The organism is Halalkalibacter okhensis, from assembly GCF_000787375.1.
Taxonomy (GTDB): domain Bacteria; phylum Bacillota; class Bacilli; order Bacillales; family Bacillaceae_D; genus Halalkalibacter; species Halalkalibacter okhensis.
This window is the reverse complement of the sequence record NZ_JRJU01000018.1, coordinates 1-18961: the sequence shown is the minus strand read 5'-3', so window position 1 is coordinate 18961 and position 18961 is coordinate 1. Positions and strand designations below refer to the sequence as shown.

15 protein-coding genes are annotated in these 18961 nt (G+C 37.3%); 11 read left to right on the top strand and 4 right to left on the bottom strand.

The window, feature by feature from the left end:
- Positions 1-37 precede the first annotated feature (37 nt).
- Entirely contained in the window at positions 38-685 is a 648-nt protein-coding gene (locus tag LQ50_RS13620; protein WP_052144763.1) for a hypothetical protein, read from the bottom strand.
- Positions 678-1505, bottom strand: coding sequence for an ABC transporter ATP-binding protein (locus tag LQ50_RS13615; RefSeq protein ID WP_034630300.1), 828 nt, complete (start codon positions 1503-1505; stop codon positions 678-680). The genes LQ50_RS13620 and LQ50_RS13615 overlap by 8 nt, the downstream gene beginning before the upstream one ends.
- Before the next feature lie 213 nt (positions 1506-1718).
- Here LQ50_RS13615 and LQ50_RS13610 point away from each other — a divergent pair, with 213 nt between their 5' ends.
- From LQ50_RS13610 to LQ50_RS13595, 4 genes are all read left to right on the top strand, one after another.
- Positions 1719-2723, top strand: coding sequence for an ABC transporter substrate-binding protein (locus tag LQ50_RS13610; RefSeq protein ID WP_034630297.1), 1005 nt, complete (start codon positions 1719-1721; stop codon positions 2721-2723).
- Positions 2723-4684 carry an iron ABC transporter permease gene (locus LQ50_RS13605; protein ID WP_034630296.1) on the top strand — a complete coding sequence of 654 codons (1962 nt, stop codon included), beginning with the start codon at positions 2723-2725 and terminating at the stop codon, positions 4682-4684. The genes LQ50_RS13610 and LQ50_RS13605 overlap by 1 nt, the downstream gene beginning before the upstream one ends.
- Positions 4685-4734: 50 nt before the next feature.
- A complete protein-coding gene (locus LQ50_RS13600) occupies positions 4735-5328 on the top strand; it encodes an MSMEG_1061 family FMN-dependent PPOX-type flavoprotein (RefSeq protein ID WP_034630295.1) in 594 nt (197 codons plus the stop codon).
- Between the two features lie 381 nt (positions 5329-5709).
- Positions 5710-7539: a UbiD family decarboxylase gene (locus tag LQ50_RS13595; protein ID WP_034630293.1), complete on the top strand. Its 1830-nt coding sequence runs from the start codon at positions 5710-5712 to the stop codon at positions 7537-7539.
- A 241-nt stretch (positions 7540-7780) separates the two neighbouring features.
- Here LQ50_RS13595 and LQ50_RS13590 read toward each other — a convergent pair whose 3' ends face one another.
- Complete coding sequence (locus LQ50_RS13590) at positions 7781-8644, bottom strand: helix-turn-helix domain-containing protein (RefSeq protein WP_034630292.1); 864 nt, start codon at positions 8642-8644, stop codon at positions 7781-7783.
- Positions 8645-8983: 339 nt separating this feature from the next.
- On the opposite strand from LQ50_RS13590, the gene LQ50_RS13585 reads away from it, so the two are divergent.
- From LQ50_RS13585 to iolG, 4 genes are all read left to right on the top strand, one after another.
- Positions 8984-9847, top strand: coding sequence for a sugar phosphate isomerase/epimerase family protein (locus LQ50_RS13585; RefSeq protein ID WP_034630291.1), 864 nt, complete (start codon positions 8984-8986; stop codon positions 9845-9847).
- 395 nt (positions 9848-10242) lie between these two features.
- A complete protein-coding gene (locus LQ50_RS13580) occupies positions 10243-11682 on the top strand; it encodes a sugar porter family MFS transporter (protein WP_034630289.1) in 1440 nt (479 codons plus the stop codon).
- 631 nt (positions 11683-12313) lie between these two features.
- Positions 12314-13168 (top strand): sugar phosphate isomerase/epimerase family protein, encoded by an 855-nt coding sequence (locus LQ50_RS13575; protein WP_034630288.1) that lies wholly within the window; start codon positions 12314-12316, stop codon positions 13166-13168.
- 55 nt (positions 13169-13223) lie between these two features.
- Entirely contained in the window at positions 13224-14261 is a 1038-nt protein-coding gene (iolG, locus tag LQ50_RS13570) for a bifunctional inositol 2-dehydrogenase/D-chiro-inositol 1-dehydrogenase (RefSeq protein WP_034630286.1), read from the top strand.
- Between the two features lie 101 nt (positions 14262-14362).
- Here the strand turns inward: iolG and LQ50_RS13565 are convergent, their stop codons facing one another.
- Positions 14363-15199, bottom strand: coding sequence for a helix-turn-helix domain-containing protein (locus tag LQ50_RS13565; RefSeq protein WP_034630285.1), 837 nt, complete (start codon positions 15197-15199; stop codon positions 14363-14365).
- 215 nt (positions 15200-15414) lie between these two features.
- Here LQ50_RS13565 and LQ50_RS13560 point away from each other — a divergent pair, with 215 nt between their 5' ends.
- The 3 genes from LQ50_RS13560 to LQ50_RS13550 all read left to right on the top strand — a co-directional run bounded on the left by LQ50_RS13560 (position 15415) and on the right by LQ50_RS13550 (position 18934).
- Positions 15415-16617: a Gfo/Idh/MocA family protein gene (locus LQ50_RS13560; protein ID WP_034630283.1), complete on the top strand. Its 1203-nt coding sequence runs from the start codon at positions 15415-15417 to the stop codon at positions 16615-16617.
- A gap of 201 nt (positions 16618-16818) precedes the next feature.
- Positions 16819-17742, top strand: coding sequence for a sugar phosphate isomerase/epimerase family protein (locus tag LQ50_RS13555; RefSeq protein ID WP_034630282.1), 924 nt, complete (start codon positions 16819-16821; stop codon positions 17740-17742).
- A gap of 25 nt (positions 17743-17767) precedes the next feature.
- On the top strand, positions 17768-18934 hold the full coding sequence (locus LQ50_RS13550; protein WP_034630279.1) for a Gfo/Idh/MocA family protein: 1167 nt from the start codon (positions 17768-17770) through the stop codon (positions 18932-18934).
- Positions 18935-18961: the final 27 nt, after the last annotated feature.

The following is an 18961-nucleotide window of genomic DNA, read 5'->3' as shown; positions in this document are numbered from 1 at the left end:
ACAGGTTTTAATAATGGATAAGGTCCATCCGTATGTACTAATTGCTAACATGCGGACAATACGGACAAGATTCACTACCTGGTAATTCTTTATATAAACAACAGGTAACGCGTTCATAATTTGTTGCTGCATCTTCAAACGTACGCCCGTTTAGAAACTTTTTGAACATGGAACGTCGAATGTCAGGTTGCCAAATATCATCTTCCAAAAGCATTTCAAGATCCAGTCTCGCTTGCTTGGTTTCCGTTGAGCCATACATCCATAAGACATAACCCCATATATTTTCCCATAAAATAAATTTTGAAATGTTGGCCCTAGATGCCAATTCATTTACAACAGGAAATCCATATTTCTTAACAATCAACTCTAAGTCACCAGGTTGTTCATCTCTAATGTAATGGTCGTCAATTTCAAAAACAAGACCATGAGTTGTTTCTACAAGATGTATGTTATCTAGTGAACCGTCCCACATTTTATTATAAGCTTTCAAGTACAGCAGTGCGGCTATAAAAAAGCCGTATCGACGTAAATAGACGGACGTCGCTACAGCTGTAGTTGGAGAGCCTGTTGAGCATTTGATATTGGAAATGAAGCGATCAAAGCCATCTGAAATGCTGGCACTAACACTCATGGATTCTTGATGTTGATTTCCAAAATATACTTGAAATCGTTCTAGATTAAGCACCTGAAATCGCCTCATTTACTTTAGGTACAACACATCTTCCTTTACCAAAAGGAATACAATGAGGGGTTCCAAAAATTGGATCAGTTGCTACTTGACACTCCATGCCAAAGACCGAACGAACTAGCTCACAATTTATAATTGATTCAGGAGTCCCTTGATTAAAAACAGCTCCATCTTTTATAGCAATAATATTATGTGCATATCTAGAAGCCAAGTTAATATCATGCAAGACCATAATGATGGTTCGACCATCTTGTTCGTTTAACTCAAATAGTAGGTCTAAAATCTCTATTTGGTGAGTCATATCTAAATAGGTTGTAGGTTCATCTAATAAAATGATGTCTGTATCCTGCGCAAGGGTCATAGCAATCCAAGCACGCTGTCTTTGACCGCCTGATAGCTCATCAACAGGACGGTCACGAAGTTCATCTACACGCGTAGCTTTCATGGCTGCTTCGACCTTTTCTGTATCCTCTTGTGACCAACGATTTAACCAAGATTGATGAGGATAGCGTCCTTGTTTTACTAGGTCATGAACGGTTAATCCTTCTGGTGAAATAGGAGATTGAGGGAGGATTCCCATCTTTTTTGCAACTTCACGTGAAGACATCCGTTGAACATCTTTTCCTTCTAATAAGACTGATCCGTTTGTAGGTTTTAGTAAACGTGCGATTGAACGAAGAAGGGTAGACTTCCCACAACCATTGCTTCCTACAAATACAGAGATTTCACCACGTGGGATCGATACATTTAAGTTGTCAAATAGCAAGTGATCATGATACCCGATGGATAATCCGTTTGTTTGAATAGAAGTCTTCATTTCATCATTCCTCCACAATTTACTCATTGATAGTCTCTCTCATTACATCTATCCTACCATAAATAAGAGTATAAGTGAGAATGATTTTTAGTAACAATTGAATTTTTTCTTTACAAAAACAGCAAATCCATATAAACTAACATTGAATTGATAATGATTATCAAGTTCTAAAGAGAGAGGCATCATACTTTATCATTAACTCGGGGGTCCAAAATGAAGAAACTAACAACTGTAGCACTTTTTCTTTTTATTCTTGTATTAGCTGCTTGTTCGTCTGAAAATGAAGAAACGATTGCGAATGAAGAAGAATTAGCAAATGATGAAACAACAAATGAAGAAGTAAGTGAAATAACAATAGAGGGTGTTAATGGTGAAGTGCCATTGGATGGCCCGGCTAAAAAGGTTGTCGTACTTGAATGGACATATGCAGAAAATCTTTTAGCTCTTGGAATGCAGCCAGCAGGAATGGCAGATATTGAAGGGTATGGAGACTATGTAAACATCGAACCGCAACTAGATGATACGGTAGTAGATGTTGGTGGAAGACAAGAACCTAACTTAGAAGCTATTGCTTCTATTGAGCCAGATTTAATCATTGGTGTAAGTTTCCGACACGATGCTATGCTTGATCAACTAGAATCGATTGCGCCAACAGTAATCTTTAATCCTTATCCAGAAGATGAAAGTATCAATCTTTATGAAGAAATGGAAATGACGTTTAACGAAATGGCAAAAGCAGTTGGGAAAGAAGCAGAGGCAACGCAAGTGTTAGCTGATCTTGAAGCCCAATATGAGGAAGCGCAAGCAAAAATTGAAGCTGGAAATCTTGAAACGAACGATGTCATCCTTACTCTTGCTTATTCAGGACCTCAAGCACCTGAAATCAGAGTTTTTACGCCTAATTCAATGGCATCAATTATTTTAGAAAAAATTGGACTAACTAATATCCATGAACCAGATCAATTTGAAATCTTTGGTTCTAGTACGTTTAATGTTGAAGGCTTAGTTAAATATGAAGACGCTAATTATTTATATACAGTGCCAGATACTGATAATATTTATGAAAATCAGTTGAAAGGTAATAAAGTTTGGGAAAATCTAACGTTTGTAGCGGAAGATCGTCTATATGACTTAGGAGCTGATACATGGTTATATGGAGGACCATTATCTGCTGGTACATTGGTTGATCAAATTACGGCTACACTGGTGAATGAGTAATGTCTAAAAAGACGGCGAATAAGTCCTTTGTCATTCTGACAGGGGGCTTCTTCCTGCTTATTCTGTTATCAATAATCCACTTAACACAAGGACAAGCTGAATACTCCATTTCAGAATTATTAAGCGAGGTGTGGGTGGAAGGTCGGATTCAAGATATTGTCCTATCATTTCGTCTCCCTAGGTTAGTAATAGGAATATTAGCAGGGGGAGCACTTGCGGTATCCGGTGCTGCTTTACAAACGTTGACGAAAAACCCATTAGCAGCACCTGGTACGTTAGGCATTAATGCAGGAGCATTTTTCTTTGTTGTTGCGTCAACAATTTTCTTTCCTAGTTTTTTAGGGAATTTTCCATTTTTAACAGCTTTACTTGGAGCGATCGTTTCTTCAATTATGGTTGTTATGTTAGCAGGACGACAAATGGAGCCTGTTCGTGTTGCATTAACAGGAATGATTATTTCCTTAATGTTTGCTTCGGTTACAGGGGCGATGCAATTATTATTTGAAAATAAGACAAATGGCCTTTTCCTATGGGGATCTGGTACCCTTGTTCAATTAAATTGGAACGGCATCATTTTCGCTGCACCTGTCATTGCAATTGCGTTTGTTGGTGCCTTGCTTTTAGCTAAACCGCTTGACACCTTATCTCTTGGTGAAGATATCGCGACTTCGCTTGGGCAAAAGGTTTCAGTGATTAAATTGGCTACGTGGGGTGTAGCAATTGTACTAGCTGCTGTCACAGTTAGTGTTGTTGGCCCTATAGGTTTTATAGGGTTAATGGCACCACATATTGTCCGGATGCTTGGCATAAAAGGGCATGTAATGATATTTGTTCATTCGTTCTTATGGGGAGCAATTATGATGATTGGAGCAGATGTTCTTGGCCGAATCATTCAACCTGGACAAGAAGTGCCAGTTGGAGCTATGACTGCGTTAATTGGTGGACCTTGGCTCCTATATTTAGCGTGGAAGACTGCCCGTTCCATCAAACGTTCAGAACGGCAAATGGGGGGGACGACATCACCTATTCGCTTAAAAGTGATCGTACCGACACTAATAACGATGATTGTTTTAAGCGTTATTATCGCTTTTTCTTACAATGGAACAGAATGGTCAATGAATTGGACAAACACATATATTTGGAACTTCCGGATCCCGCGTGTGTTGACATCGTTTATTGTAGGGGTCATTCTGGCAGTTACAGGAGTTTTGCTACAAGGCGTGTTACGAAATCCATTAGCTGATGCTAGTGTCATTGGTGTCACATCGATGGGTGGGGCAGGGGCAATGCTGTTACTAGTTATGTTCCCAGCCATCCCTGCTGCTTTTATGCCACTAGGTGCTATCTTTGGTTCTGTTGTAGCCCTGCTCATTATTTTAGTTACGGCATGGAAAAATAATTTCCAACCAATGCTTGTCGCTTTGATGGGAATTGCTATTTCTGCTTTCGGTTCAGCAGCGACTCAAGTATTCGTTGTAAAAGCAAAGTTAGCTGTTGCAGCAGCGCTTGTTTGGTTGTCTGGAAGTACGTATGGAAAAGGCTGGGACGATGTGTATTATGCCCTCATCTTACTGGTCATCTTTATTGGTCCTGCTATCTATATGACACGTAAATTAGATACGTTAACTTTTGGAGATGATGTTGCTTCTGGATTAGGAGTTTCAGTCAGATCTGCTCGAGTTTGGTCTTTAGTCATTGGAGTGGCATTAAGTACGATTGCTGTGTGCCTTGTAGGAACAATTGGTTTTATTGGGCTTGTTGCACCGCATATCGCCAGAAGATTAGTTGGGTTTCGCCATCTCCCACTCATTATCGTTTCAGGTTTACTAGGCGGCTTATTACTAGTTATAGCAGATTTATTAGGGAGAATTGTAATTCAGCCAAATGAAATCCCAAGTGGATTGATTGTTGCAGTGATTGGTACCCCATATTTATTGTACTTATTAAGGAAAATGAAATAGTATTTGTTAAATTGGTCGATTACAATAGTAAGAGGAAGGAGAGAGGTAAAATGTCAGTTAACTTTGCTGAAAGTGCGATTACATCCGAAAAGGAGCTTAGGGAAATTGTAGGGGTTCCCCATCAGAATGTCGTTCATAAAACGATATCGATTATTGATGACCATTGCAAAAATTTCATCTCTAAATCTCCCTTATTCTTTCTAGCAACAGCGGGTGCTCATGGTCACTGCGATGTGTCACCGAGAGGGGATAGCCCAGGAAGTGTTTTTGTATTAAATGACAAGCAGTTAGTTATACCGGATCGACCGGGTAACAAAAGATTAGATTCGATAATGAATATTCTAGAAAACCCTCAAGTTGGTTTGCTTTTTGTCATCCCAGGTTTGGACGATGTACTACGGATAAATGGTCAGGCGACGATAATTAAAGACGAAACCATTTTAGATCAAATGAGTTTAAAGGGGAAACCACCTCTTCTTGGTATTGGGGTTGATGTAGAAGAAGCATTCATTCATTGTCCGAGAGCTTTAAAGCAATCAAACATCTGGGACTATGAGTCTTGGGAGGATAAAGCAACACTTCCAACCTTAATGGAAATATTCCAGGCACACTTGAAAATTAATGGAGTAAAAATAAACGGATAAATGTTCTATTAGTATAATAAAAAAGTAGTAAGAGGGATGTTCTAGGAAAGCCAGCCATTTAGAACATCCCTTTTACTATAGCATTAGCAGAAATTTCCCGGTGAATAATGTCGCCAATTGCACTATTCTGTCTCTATAATAGTGATAAGGGCTCTAATATTTGCATAATGAAAGTTTTTTAGGAGGTCTTGTTCAGGTTTAAATCCTCTCGTTTAAGAAAGTAACGTAAGGTTGCCCCAAAAGGTCAAAGTTTGGATCTATTGGAGCAGCCTCTTTTTGTGTTGGATGGAATGGCCTGGATAAGACACTCGAGGGAAGACATTGTATAATAGAACAAGTATAATGAATGTATTAAGTAATAAAAATAGGAGCTAATGTACAATGTATCGTAATTTAGAAGAATGTATTTTAGATTTGGAGAGGGACGGTCAGTTAGTAAGAATTAAAGAAGAAGTTGATCCTCATCTTGAAATGGCAGCTATCCACTTAAAAGTCTTTGAAGCTGGTGGACCTGCATTGTTATTTGAAAATGTGAAAGGCTCTAAGTTTAAAGCCGTTTCCAATTTGTTTGGAACGGTTCGGCGGAGCAAATTTATTTTTCGGAAAACATTAGAAGCAACACAAAGTGTTATTGCTTTAAGAAATGATCCAATGAGCCCATTGAAAAATCCGTTTAAACATATAGGGGCAGGGCTTGCCGCTACAAAAGCTCTACCTTTAAAAAAATCAAGCAGCATTCCAGCTGATTTTCAAGAGATTCAAATTTCTGATCTGCCACTAATTCATCATTGGCCTGATGATGGAGGGGCGTTTGTCACTCTACCTCAAGTTTATTCTGAAGATCCTGAGAAGCCAGGGATCATGAATGCAAATCTGGGGATGTATCGTATTCAGCTTAGTGGTAATGAGTATGATTTGAATAAGGAAATCGGTTTACATTATCAAATACATCGTGGAATTGGAGTGCATCAAGAGAAAGCGAATAGACTAGGAATCCCCTTAAAGGTGAGTATCTTTATTGGAGGACCACCTTCTCATACGTTAGCAGCAGTCATGCCACTTCCAGAAGGGCTAAGTGAAATGACATTTGCTGGGTTGCTAGCGGGACGACGTTTTCGGCATAGCTATGTAGATGGTTATTGTATTAGTCATGACGCTGACTTTGTTATTACGGGAGAGGTTCATCCTCAAGAGACAAAGCCAGAGGGGCCTTTTGGTGATCACTTAGGATACTATAGTCTTACTCATCCATTTCCGGTCATGCGTGTTCATAAAGTATACGCTAAGTCTAATTCGATTTGGCCGTTTACAGTTGTTGGTCGTCCACCACAAGAAGATACAGCTTTTGGAGATCTCATTCATGAGCTTACAGGTGATGCGATTAAGCAAGATATTCCTGGTGTTGAAGAAGTCCACGCAGTAGATGCAGCTGGTGTACATCCGTTGCTTTTTGCAATAGGAAGCGAACGGTATACACCATACCAAAAAGTAAAGCAGCCAACGGAGCTTTTAACTCTGGCTAACCGAATTTTAGGGACAGGCCAATTAAGCTTAGCCAAGTATTTATTTATCACAGCAGAAGAGGAGCAACCTTTAGCTACACGCAAAGAAGAGGAGTTTTTAACATATATTTTAGAACGGATCGATTTACGTCGTGATATCCATTTTCAAACAAACACGACCATTGATACATTGGACTATTCAGGGACGGGTTTAAATACAGGAAGCAAAGTGGTATTTGCTGCTTATGGTGATAAAAAAAGAGAGTTATGCTTAGAGGTTCCTGATACATTAAAAGAATTACAAGGCTTTGATCAACCGCATCTTGTAATGTCAGGGGTTGTCGCCATTCAAGGCCCTAAGTTTACAAGTTATGACCAAGCTAACCAGGAGTTGCAAAAATTAAGTGAGGCAATCCGTAACAACGGTGAACTACCTTCGTGCCCTATGATCATCCTTTGTGATGATAGTCGATTCGTCAGTGAGTCAACAAGCAATTTTCTATGGGCGACATTCACAAGAAGCAACCCTTCTCATGATATATATGGTGTGAATGAGCATTATGAATTTAAGCACTGGGCTTGTGACAATGTGATCATTGATGCCCGCACGAAGCCTCACCATGCTCCACCATTAGTTCCTGATTCAAGTGTTGAGAAAAAGATTGAGCGATTTTTTGTTAAAGGGGCTAGTCTAGGACATCTAGAGTGAAACACGTTTTGGGAGTTGTATGGATTTTTAGGAGGGAATAATCAACTAACATTAGTAGCACAGGCTTAATGCCATGTGCTACTATTTTTTATAAGGTAAACAAAAAGGCGAAATAAAATTCGTTCGTTGAAAAGGGGACAGTAAGACTGATTTGCATTCTGAAGTTTTTCTACCAGCCTTACTGTATTCTTAATAGTAAAAGGTCATCAAAATTAAAGCAGAAGCACACATATCATAATTTTTAAAAACAAATTTTTCTGAATTTTCCAGGGGTCATCCCATCAGTTGACTTAGAAAATGCCTTAATAAAATGACCTATCCCATAAAACCCACAGTCCTCGCTTATTTGCTCGACTGAAAGGTTGGTTTGTACTAATAAATTTTTAGCCTGGTTTAATCGATAATTTAGAGTATATTGATATGGACTAGTTCCCATATATTTTTTAAATGTCCGACAAAAATGAGAAGTACTAAGGTTTGAGATTTCGCTTAGTTTATCGATGGTAATTTTAGAAGAATAGTTTTCATTAATATAGTTTAGAGCTACTTGAATTTCTGGTGGAACTTTGTTCATATTTGCATCTCTGCTTTCAAACGTGTTTCGAGTACTTTCTAGTAGGTTCCCTAGTAACTCATAAATTTCTAAAGAGATGTTAAAGTCAATTTCTTTTTTTGATGCTAAAAGCGATAGAATAGTCGGTATATTGTTTTGGTGGGATGGAAGCTTGAATACACACCCATTTCTTTGGTAAATCTCATTATATAGGTCTTGAGTACCTTTTCCAGTAAAGTGAAAAAACTGGAACTCAGTTTCTTCTGTGACAGAGTAATTATTCTTTTCTTTACAATCTAATAAGACAATATCACCTCTTGTGGCGGTGAAGGACTGATCGAGGTAATGAAAATGCATCGACCCACTTTTAATAAAGAAAATTAAAAAGGAATCCATGTAGTTACGTCTAATACTGTAGGGCGATTCTACAATATATTCTCCACCCCATAGTACATAGAAATATAAGCTCTTTGTTAATTCCGAAGGTTCATAAAAAAATAATCCTTTTTTTAACTTGAGGCCAGGTTCTACTTTTGGAATATAATAATTCAATTTTATCACCCTTAGAATTGTAAGATACATATTACCTATTAAACTAAGTATATTTCAACTATAAAGGGTTGTAAACGCTATAGGAAATTTGGAAGAAGATTATCATTAAAAAGCAAGAATATACAGTTTTTGAGTTGGATTTTGCAATGTCGGAAAGGGGATCATGGATTAAAGTAAAGGTGTAATTGCTAATAAGCAAGAGAATAGGCATGATGTTGAAATCGATTACACTTTGGTTGTTTTAGAAAGAACTTAATCTTATTGTTGAATGTGTAACTTACAATTCACTTGTTTACTAACATTAGAAATTTATCGCCACATTGAAAGGAGAGTTTTTTAATGCGTTTAGCATATGATCCATCACATTATCGCGACAATACAAATTTAAAAGACACAATTGATGCTGTAGCCAGGTTAGGGTATGAATATGTAGAGTTATCTCCACGTAAAGATTTTATTTGGTTTTATGAGTATCCAAAGGTAGATAAGCAGTTAATCAAAGATCTAAAAAGATATTGTGCAGATGCTGGAGTGAAAATCTCTTCAGTACTTCCTGTTCAACAATGGTCCTCTCCAAAAGAAGAAGTGCGTCAAGCAGCCGTTAGGAATTGGAAGCGTTGTATTGAAATTACTTCGGATTTAGAAGTCGACCTAATGAACAGTGAATTTGCAGGAGATATCAGCCGTCCGGTTGAAAGTGAAGCCGCGTTTGTAAAATCGATGGAAGAATTAATGCCAATTTTCGAAAGAGAAGGTATTAAACTTAATTTACAATCCCATCCGAATGATTTTATTGAGTTGAACACAGAAGCGATTCGTATGATTCGTGCATTAGACAAAGATTGGGTTAAGTTAGTATATTCTGTTCCACATGCTTTCTTCTATGATGATGGAATTGGTGATGTAGAGAAACACTTAGACGAAGCCGGAGATTTACTAGCTCATGTTTTAATAGCGGACACTCTAAATCATAAAGCGGCGTTTGGATTACGCTATATTGTGAATCCACCTGATGCAAAAGTGACGATTCATCAGCATTTAAACCCTGGTGAAGGAGAAATTAACTTTGAAGCATTGTATCGAAAACTAAGAGAAATGAACTTTGATGGAATCGTAACCAATTCGGTATTTGCTTATCCTGATCGTCCAGAATGGTCAAATGAGCTAACATTAAAATCTATTAAAGAGGGTTTAAATCTTTAATTTACCTTTATTACGCAAATATTATACTTGTGTTACACTTTATTGGGATTAGCCATTTTATGATTGCAGTTGGGGTGTCTCGGAAAGACTAAGAGAACCTTTTGGGGGCGCCTCTGTTCGTAATAATGAAAACGCTTGTTAGTCGAATGGATATGAAAAAATCGAAATCTTGTTCACTAACATTATAAGTAATTTTTAATTTGAGTTTTATGATAGCGTTTTCGTTAATGTCAATATTCTGAAAAGGTAAAAAACTTGTTCGTTATATCTAGTTGTGGTTCATCTCAAAAGTTCCAATAAAGTAAAGTGGAACTTTAGAGTTTTCTACTAAAGGAATGTTACCTAGCAAACTATGTGAAAACAAAAGGGAGGGAGAAGGAATTTCCTTCAACTTTATGATAAATAACAAACGATATTATATATTATTTGTAGCAGCAGTGGCTTCTTTAGGGGGACTTCTTTTCGGTTACGATACAGCGGTTATTGCAGGAGCAGAACAATCAATCCAATTATATTTAGTGGATAGCTTAGGGTTAAGTTCGTTTGTTCATGGACTTACTGTTTCTAGTGCATTAATTGGTTGTATTATAGGGGCTCTCATTTCTGGGCTTTTGTCTAATCGTATTGGACGACGCAATACACTCGTTATTGCCGCCGCGCTATTTTTTTTATCAGCACTAGGCTCAGCTTATCCAGAGATTCTGTTCTTCACTGCAGGTGAACCTAGCCTTGCATTATTGGTTACGTTTAATATTTATCGAGTCATAGGTGGGATTGGTGTAGGGTTAGCTTCAGCGATTGCCCCAGTCTATATTAGTGAAATGAGCCCTCAAAACATCAGAGGAAAAATGGTTGTTTTATACAGTATGTCTGTTGTATTTGGGCAAACGATTGTATACGTTGTCAATTGGCAAATTGCTTTAGGAAGAACGACTGATTGGATCAATGATATTGGATGGAGATTAATGTTTGCTTCAGAATTAATCCCTGCTGCATTATTTTTCTTCCTGCTCTTATTTATTCCGGAAACGCCAAGGTATATGGCCCTTAAACATGAGTATGATAAGGCATATCAATTATTAGAAAAACTAAATGGTTCTAAACAAGTTGCGAGTGAAACACTTCAACAAATAAAACAGTCTTTAAACACTAAAACAGAAAAAGTAAACCTTTTCTATTATGGAAAGCTAGTTTTAATTGTGGGTATGATGTTGGCAGTTTTACAACAATTTATTGGGATCAATGTTATTCTTTATTATGCTCCTAGAATCTTTGAAAACCTTGGTGCAGATCAGTCAACATCGATGTTCCAAACGATATTTGTTGGAGCGATAGGAGTTCTTGTTTCATTCTTATCTTTTAAGCTAATTGATAAAAAAGGTAGAAAGTTCTTGCTTCTATTAGGTTCAGCAGGTTGTGCCATTTGTTTAACAGCAGTGGCAGCGCTATTCTATGCAGGTGTTGAAGGAATTACTACACTACTATTTATCTTAGCGTTCGTAGCTGTCTTCCAGATGACTTGGGGACCTGTTACATGGGTTATCCTCTCTGAGCTATTCCCTAATAAGATTAGAGGCCAGGCTGTTGCGATTGCTGTAACACTAGTATGGGGCGCGAATTTAGCGGCTTCTTCTACATTTCCCCCCCTAAATGAAGCTTTAGGCACAGGAGTTTTCCTTATTTACGGCCTTATTAGTACGTTCGCCTTTATCTTTGTCTTGAAATTTGTTCCTGAAACAAAGAATAAATCTCTTGAGGAAATTGAAGAGGTTTGGCTTATGAATAGAAAAAGTAGACTTGAAGAAGTGGTAGAGCTTCAAAAAAAAATAAATTAAAATAGGTTTTATATCTGTAAGGATAGCTGGATCTTTATACGGATGATCACTTATGTCAGTGATTCAGAACAGCTTGGAATTCTTCACTACTAGGGGTGCCTGCCATTTGTTGTATTCAACAAGTGGCAGGCATTCATTTTTTAGGTGCGGGAAAAAGAAAGTCGTTCATATGGGAAATGAAGAACCTAAAGTAGGAAATATCTTATGTTTAGCAGTTAGCTTTAATGGTGACGTATTTAGCTTGGTTAAATATCTTTTAATTTGAGTTGGAAAGATAAGTGGAATGTCAAGAGGAGTTTGATATTAAGGTGAATTCAGGATTAATAAAAACAACGGAAGGGAGAATAGGAAGGTGAAATCCAAGGTTTTGAAGCAAACGTCGTAACAGAGATTCACTTCTGATCAGCTGATTGAATGGATTCGTTATTTCAGATTTCGTGGCCTTGTAAATCTTTCGGAATCATAATCACCTTCATAATTCTTCACTTCAAATAGAGAGTTCAATGCAAAGAAAAGCAATAATATACAGTTTTCGAGTAAGAATTTATAGAGGTTTCATCACTAATATGAAATAAACTACAAACAGATACAAATACATCAAAACAAGCCTTTATGGATGGAGGAATAAGCAATGAAAATAGCTTTCAACGAAGGTACAACATGGGAAAGCGCAACTCTAGAACAGAATTTAGAGTACTGCGAAAAGCATGGATATGATTTTATTGAAATTCGTGCAATTGACCAGTTAATTGATTATCTTAAAGAAAATACACTAGATGATTTAAAAGCTTATTTTGATAGCCACAAAATTAAACCGCTTTCACTAAACGCTCTCTGTTTTTTTAACAATCGTACAAAAGAAGACGAAGAAAAAATAATTGAAGAATTCAAAAATTATTTAGAGATATGCCGAAAAATAAATTGTGAATACATCGCTGTTGTTCCTTCAAATATTGATGTAACAGAAAAAGGAAAAACATTTATAAAGGAAGTTAATGAAAGTTGTGTTCGAGTATTAACACATTTATCGGATTTAGCAGAGCCTTATGGTGTTAAGATTGCTTTGGAATTTATCGGAATCCCTGAGAATACGGTTAATACGTTTGCTCAGGCATATGAGATCGTAAAAGAAATTGACCGACATAATGTTGGGCTTGTATATGATACGTTCCAATTCACTGGAATGGGATCAAGGTTTGAGGATGTAACGGAAGAAACAGCAGATAAAATCTTTATTTTCCACATTAATGACGTAGATGGATTGCCAGTGGGGCAAATGAGTGATACAGATCGAGTGTGGCCAGGGCATGGTGTAATTAATTTAGAGGCCCACCTGAAAAAGTTAAAAGAATTAAACTATGATTTTGTAGCATCCGTTGAATTATTCAGACCCGAATATTATCAGATGGATCCTGAAGAAGTCATCAAAAAAGCAAAAGAAACGACGCTAGAAGTATTAGAGAAATATCATTATTCTCAAGTTTAAGTGAAAATTCTAACAAGAAAATGAAATCGTTTTAAATGATTAGGAGGATTGTATTATGTCTTTAAGATTTGGTGTAGTTGGTACAGGTGCAATTGGGAGAGAACATATTGATAGAATTACAAATAAATTATCTGGTGGTAAAGTCGTTGCTGTAACGGATGTTAATCAAGATTCAGCATTACAAACTGTTGAGCAGTATAATTTAGACGCTGTTATTTATCCAGATGATGTAGCATTAATTGCCGATAATAATGTCGATGTTGTGGTAGTAACCAGCTGGGGGCCTGCTCATGAAGCAACGGTTTTAGCAGCTGTAGAAGCAGGAAAATATGTATTCTGTGAAAAGCCTTTAGCAACTACTGCAGACGGTTGTATGCGAATTGTAGAAGCAGAAATGAAACAAGGTAAAAAGCTCGTTCAAGTTGGATTCATGCGTCGTTATGACAGCGGTTATGTGCAACTAAAAGAAGCGATCGATCAAGGTGAAATTGGCCAACCACTTATGGTTCGTGCTGTACACCGTAACCCAGAAGTTGGTGAAAATTACGTAACGGAAATGGCTGTAGTTGATACATTAATTCACGAAATTGATGCACTTCACTGGTTAGTAAATGATGATTACAAATCAGTACAAGTTGTATTTCCAAGAAAGACGAAATACGCACATGATAAAGTTCAAGATCCGCAGTTATTTATGATTGAGACAAACAGTGGAATCGTCATGAATGTTGAAGTTTTTGTAAATTGTAAGTACGGATATGATATTCAATGCGAAGTTATTGGAGAAGATGGTGTCGCTTATTTACCAGAATTCCCAAGTGTTGTTACACGAAAGAACGGTAAATTAAGCTCCGGTATCTTACAAGATTGGAAATACCGATTTATGGATGCATACGATGTGGAAATTCAAGACTTTATCGATTCCATTGGTAAAAAAGGTGAGCCTCAAGGACCAACATCATGGGATGGATATATTGCAGCTGTAACTGCTGACGCATGCGTGAAAGCACAGAAAACAGGAGAGAAAGAAGCTATTAGACTTCAAGAAAAGCCTGTATTTTATAGCAAAGATACTGTTTGTGAAACGGTTTAATTGGAAATGAGTAAACTTTCATAAAGTATAGCGAAATAAAAATAGAGAACCCATGTTAGGTGAAAAACTGTCTAACGTGGGTTCTTTGTAATACAAATCGATTAAATACTGAGATTTCGAAAATTAGATGGGGTAAAGCCTACTTTTTTATAGAAAATATTAATAAATCCTGAACTGCTACTATAGCCAACCTGGTAAGCTATATCAGCTATAGAAATAGTTGTTGTTTTTAATAAAGTTTTAGCTGTATCAATCCGATTTTTCGTAGCAAATTCAATAGGGGCGTACCCTGTTTCTATTTTAAAAATATGCGAAAAATAATATGGACTTAAGTTCACATAGCTAGCTATTTCTTTTAGTGTGATTTGCCTATCTAGATTTGCTTTTATAAACGTTATGGCCTCGTCAACTGGAGATGGTTCGTCTTTTGGTTTTTCTTGTTTGAAGGTGAGGCTATTTATCATGGTATATATCATGCAGGTAGAATCAGAAATGGACATGTCCTCCTTGTGATAAAACGTATAGATCATTTGGTATAGTTGTTTTCCTATCTCTATATTTCGTTTACTTTGAAAGAAAAACCCGTGTTGTTTAATAATATAGCTACATAATTCATGTGAATGAGGTCCGTCAAAATGTATATAGATAAATTCGAGTCCATCAGTACCGTAATAATGGTGAGGTTCACGACAGTCAAGTAACAAGATATCCCCTTTTTTTGCCGTCACAAATTTTTCTTGATAATTTACGTGAAGCTCTCCATTTCGAATATAGACTAATAGAAAGTAAGGAAAAAAATCACGTTTAATATGGTAATCGGCATTGCAATAATAATGACCGCAGCAGATCAAATGATAATAATACTTTTTAATTGTTTCAGACGGTGTGAAAAAATAATAATGGGAGCCTTCTAGTACTCCAGGTTCATTAAGCAACATGTTTTTTCTCCTTTAACAGTCTTTGAATTTATTATATGGTCACGCTTTCATAAAAGCAAGAATGATGAACGAAAAAGCAACGTTATGTATTTTTGTTTTTTGTGTTTAGCGATATACTTAGATTAATCATAGAATCTAACAAAATATCTCATATGTAACTATCTAATTCTAAAAAGCAATATTAAGATACTAAACGGAGAAAGGGAGGAATTGATATGTTGAATGGAGAGAGAAAAATTGTAAGACCACTACGTTGGGCAATGGTAGGTGGAGGAAGACTTAGCCAAGTAGGCTATAAACACCGGACTGGAGCACTTAGAGACAATACAGCTTTTCAATTAGTAGCTGGTGCATTCGACATTGATCCAGAAAGAGGGAAAGATTTTGGTGTCAATATAGGTGTGGAGGAAAGCCGATGCTATTCAGATTATAAAACAATGTTCAATGAGGAAAAGAAGAGAGAAGATGGAATTGAAGTTGTTTCGATTGCAACACCAAATGGTACACATCATGAAATTTGTAAGGCTGCACTTGAAGCGGGTCTTCATGTCGTCTGTGAAAAACCCTTATTTTTCACTACTGAAGAGGTCATAGAGATTAAGCAGCTAGCAGAAGAAAAAGAGAAAATCGTCGGAGTTACATATGGATTTTCTGGCAATCAAATGCTGCTTCAAATGCGAGCAATGATTGAAAAGGGCGATATTGGTGATATTCGTATGGTAGAGCTTCAGTATACACATGGTTTTAGTGCTACAGATGAAGCGGATAAATACAGTGCTGCACAGAAGTGGCGGGTTGATCCGAAAATAGCTGGTCCGAGTTTTGTTTTAGGTGATTTGTCGACTCACACCTATTATATGTCACAATTGATTATGCCTGATTTGAAAATCAGTAAATTGCTTTGTGATCGTCAAAGTTTTATTGAGAGCCGTGCTCCACTAGAAGATAATGCCTATGTATTAATGCATTTCGAGAATGGTGCGGTAGGAAGAATGTGGACGTCGTCTGTAAATGCAGGGTGTATGGATGGACATCGAATTCGCATTGTCGGTTCAAAAGCTAGTTTAGAATGGTGGGACAGCAAGCCTGGTGAGTTATCCTATGAAATCCAGGGCAAGCCAGCTCAAACGTTAATTCGTGCTATGCCTTACCTGGATGAAAGCTGCAATGCAGATGAAAGGTTAGGAGCTCTGCATGTTGAAGGCCTATCTGATTCATGGGCAAATATTTATCTCAAATTTGCTATTGCTATTGATGCCAAAGATCGTGGCGATCAAGAGACGTTAGATAATCTTGTTTATCCTGATATTAACGCAGGGCTTGAGGGAGTTCGTTGGATTGAAAATTGCGTACGTTCAGCTGACCAAGGATCTGTTTGGGTGGACTTTGAGTATGAACAAAAAACACATCTATTATAGGACCAGTTAGCCAATGTCTAACAACTGAATACAAAGGTTTTTTATTTATATAAAAGATATTATTGCCTATTTTAGGGTAGTCGCATTCTGTTAATTTTTTGGCTATAGGTAGATGATAAGCTAGTTTAAAAGCGTTTTATGTCTTTTATTAATGGTAAAAGTCATTTAGTAATAGATTCAAGGAATTGAGAGGTAGTGTGTATGAGTATAAAAATATCAGGTGCCCCTTGTTGTTGGGGAGTAGATGACCCCAACAACCCTTATCTTCCACCATGGGAGAGGGTACTGCAAGAAGCAGCTCAAGCAGGTTATAAAGGAATTGAGTTGGGGCCTTATGGTTACATCCCAATGGACATAGAGAGAGTTCAAGAGGAACTTTCTAAAAATAATTTAACGATTATAGCTGGTACAATTTTTGATGATTTGGTGTCTGAATCCAATCTAGAAAACTTATTAAAACAAGTCGATGATATTTGTTCTCTTATTACAAAACTTCCACCAGCTCCACAGGAAGAAGGGCAAAACTTCCCTAGTCCGTATCTAGTAATCATAGACTGGGGACATGACGAACGAGATTACAAAGCAGGTCATCCAGATCAAGCTGAACGTTTACCTGCAGAAGATTGGAATAGGATGATGGATCATATTCGCGCTATTTCTGAGAAAGCATGGAAGCAATATGGAGTCCGCCCTGTTATTCATCCACATGCAGGAGGCTATATTGAGTTTGAAGATGAAATTAATAAACTTATGGAAGATATACCATATGAAACAGCAGGGCTTTGTTTAGATACAGGGCATTTATATTATTCAAAAATGGACCCGGTACAATGGCTGCGTGACTGTGCAGAACGAATTGATTACATTCATTTTAAAGATATAGATTTACAAATGTATGAAGAAGTAATGAACGAACACATTCGCTTTTTTGAAGCTTGTGGCAAAGGTGTGATGTGTCCGATTGGACAAGGAATCATTGATTATAATTCCATCCATCAATTACTTAAGGACATAAACTACCATGGCTACATCACGATTGAGCAAGAGCGTGACCCTAGAAATGCAGATACTAGTTTACAAGATGTTAGTCAAAGTTTGGCCTATCTAAAAAGTGTTGGTTATTAAGAAGAAAAGAAAAGAGGAATAGATTATGATTAATGGTGAAAAGAAAATTGAGAATCCTATCCGTTGGGCAATGGTAGGTGGTGGACGTGGAAGTCAAATTGGATATATCCATCGTTCTGCCGCTTTAAGAGATCATAATTTCCAATTGGTTGCCGGGGCGTTTGACATTAATGCTGAACGTGGGTTAGATTTTGGAGTTAATTTACATGTAGAACCAGAGCGTTGCTACCCTGATTATAAAAAGATGTTTGAAGAAGAAGCAAAGCGTGAAGATGGAATTCAAGCTGTATCTATTGCTACTCCAAATGGTACACACTATGAAATTTGCAAGGCAGCCTTAGAAGCTAATTTGCATGTAGTTTGTGAAAAGCCACTTTGCTTTACAACGGAAGAAGCGAAAGAATTAGAGGCGCTAGCTAAAGAAAAAAATCGTGTTGTTGGAATTACGTATGGATACTCAGGTCATCAGGCGATTGAGCAAGGACGTCAGATGATTGCAAATGGAGATTTAGGCGAAATAAGAATTATTAATATGCAGTTTGCTCACGGGTTTCATTCTGAAGCTGTTGAATTAGATAACCCAAGTACAAAATGGCGGGTTGATCCAAAGTTTGTTGGCCCAAGTTATGTATTAGGCGATTTAGGAACACATCCACTTTATTTATCTGAGGTTATGCTGCCAAACCTTAAAATTAAAAAGCTTATGTGCACTCGCCAAAGCTTTGTCAAAACACGTGCTCCTTTAGAGGATAACGCTTATACGATAATGGAATACGATAATGGTGCGGTTGGAACAGTTTGGTCTTGTGCCGTGAATGCTGGTTCTATGCATAGCCAGAAAATCCGAGTTATCGGTTCAAAGGCAAGTATTGAATGGTGGGATGAACAACCGAATCAGCTTCGCTATGAAGTACAAGGGAAACCAGTTCAAATTCTAGAACGTGGAATGAATTACCTTTATCCAGAGGCTTTAGTAGATGATCGTATTGGAGGAGGTCATCCTGAGGGGTTGTTTGAAGCATGGTCAAATCTGTATACACGTTTTGCGCTGGCAATGGAAGCTGCTGATCAAGGAAGACAGTCAGATGATATCTGGTACCCTGGAATTGAAGCCGGTGTAGAGGGGGTTCGTTGGGTAGAAAATTGTGTTCGTTCTGCTGAAAATGGTGCTGTGTGGGTGGATTATTTTTAAATTGAGCTTTTAATATTGATTTAATAG

Coding starts and splice junctions, on each gene's coding strand:
- LQ50_RS13615 (WP_034630300.1), bottom strand. CDS start 1,505: ATGAAGACTTCTATTCAAACAAACGGATTATCCATCGGGTATCATGAT.
- LQ50_RS13610 (WP_034630297.1), top strand. CDS start 1,719: ATGAAGAAACTAACAACTGTAGCACTTTTTCTTTTTATTCTTGTATTA.
- LQ50_RS13605 (WP_034630296.1), top strand. CDS start 2,723: ATGTCTAAAAAGACGGCGAATAAGTCCTTTGTCATTCTGACAGGGGGC.
- LQ50_RS13600 (WP_034630295.1), top strand. CDS start 4,735: ATGTCAGTTAACTTTGCTGAAAGTGCGATTACATCCGAAAAGGAGCTT.
- LQ50_RS13595 (WP_034630293.1), top strand. CDS start 5,710: ATGTATCGTAATTTAGAAGAATGTATTTTAGATTTGGAGAGGGACGGT.
- LQ50_RS13585 (WP_034630291.1), top strand. CDS start 8,984: ATGCGTTTAGCATATGATCCATCACATTATCGCGACAATACAAATTTA.
- LQ50_RS13580 (WP_034630289.1), top strand. CDS start 10,243: ATGATAAATAACAAACGATATTATATATTATTTGTAGCAGCAGTGGCT.
- LQ50_RS13575 (WP_034630288.1), top strand. CDS start 12,314: ATGAAAATAGCTTTCAACGAAGGTACAACATGGGAAAGCGCAACTCTA.
- iolG (WP_034630286.1), top strand. CDS start 13,224: ATGTCTTTAAGATTTGGTGTAGTTGGTACAGGTGCAATTGGGAGAGAA.
- LQ50_RS13565 (WP_034630285.1), bottom strand. CDS start 15,199: ATGTTGCTTAATGAACCTGGAGTACTAGAAGGCTCCCATTATTATTTT.
- LQ50_RS13560 (WP_034630283.1), top strand. CDS start 15,415: ATGTTGAATGGAGAGAGAAAAATTGTAAGACCACTACGTTGGGCAATG.
- LQ50_RS13555 (WP_034630282.1), top strand. CDS start 16,819: ATGAGTATAAAAATATCAGGTGCCCCTTGTTGTTGGGGAGTAGATGAC.
- LQ50_RS13550 (WP_034630279.1), top strand. CDS start 17,768: ATGATTAATGGTGAAAAGAAAATTGAGAATCCTATCCGTTGGGCAATG.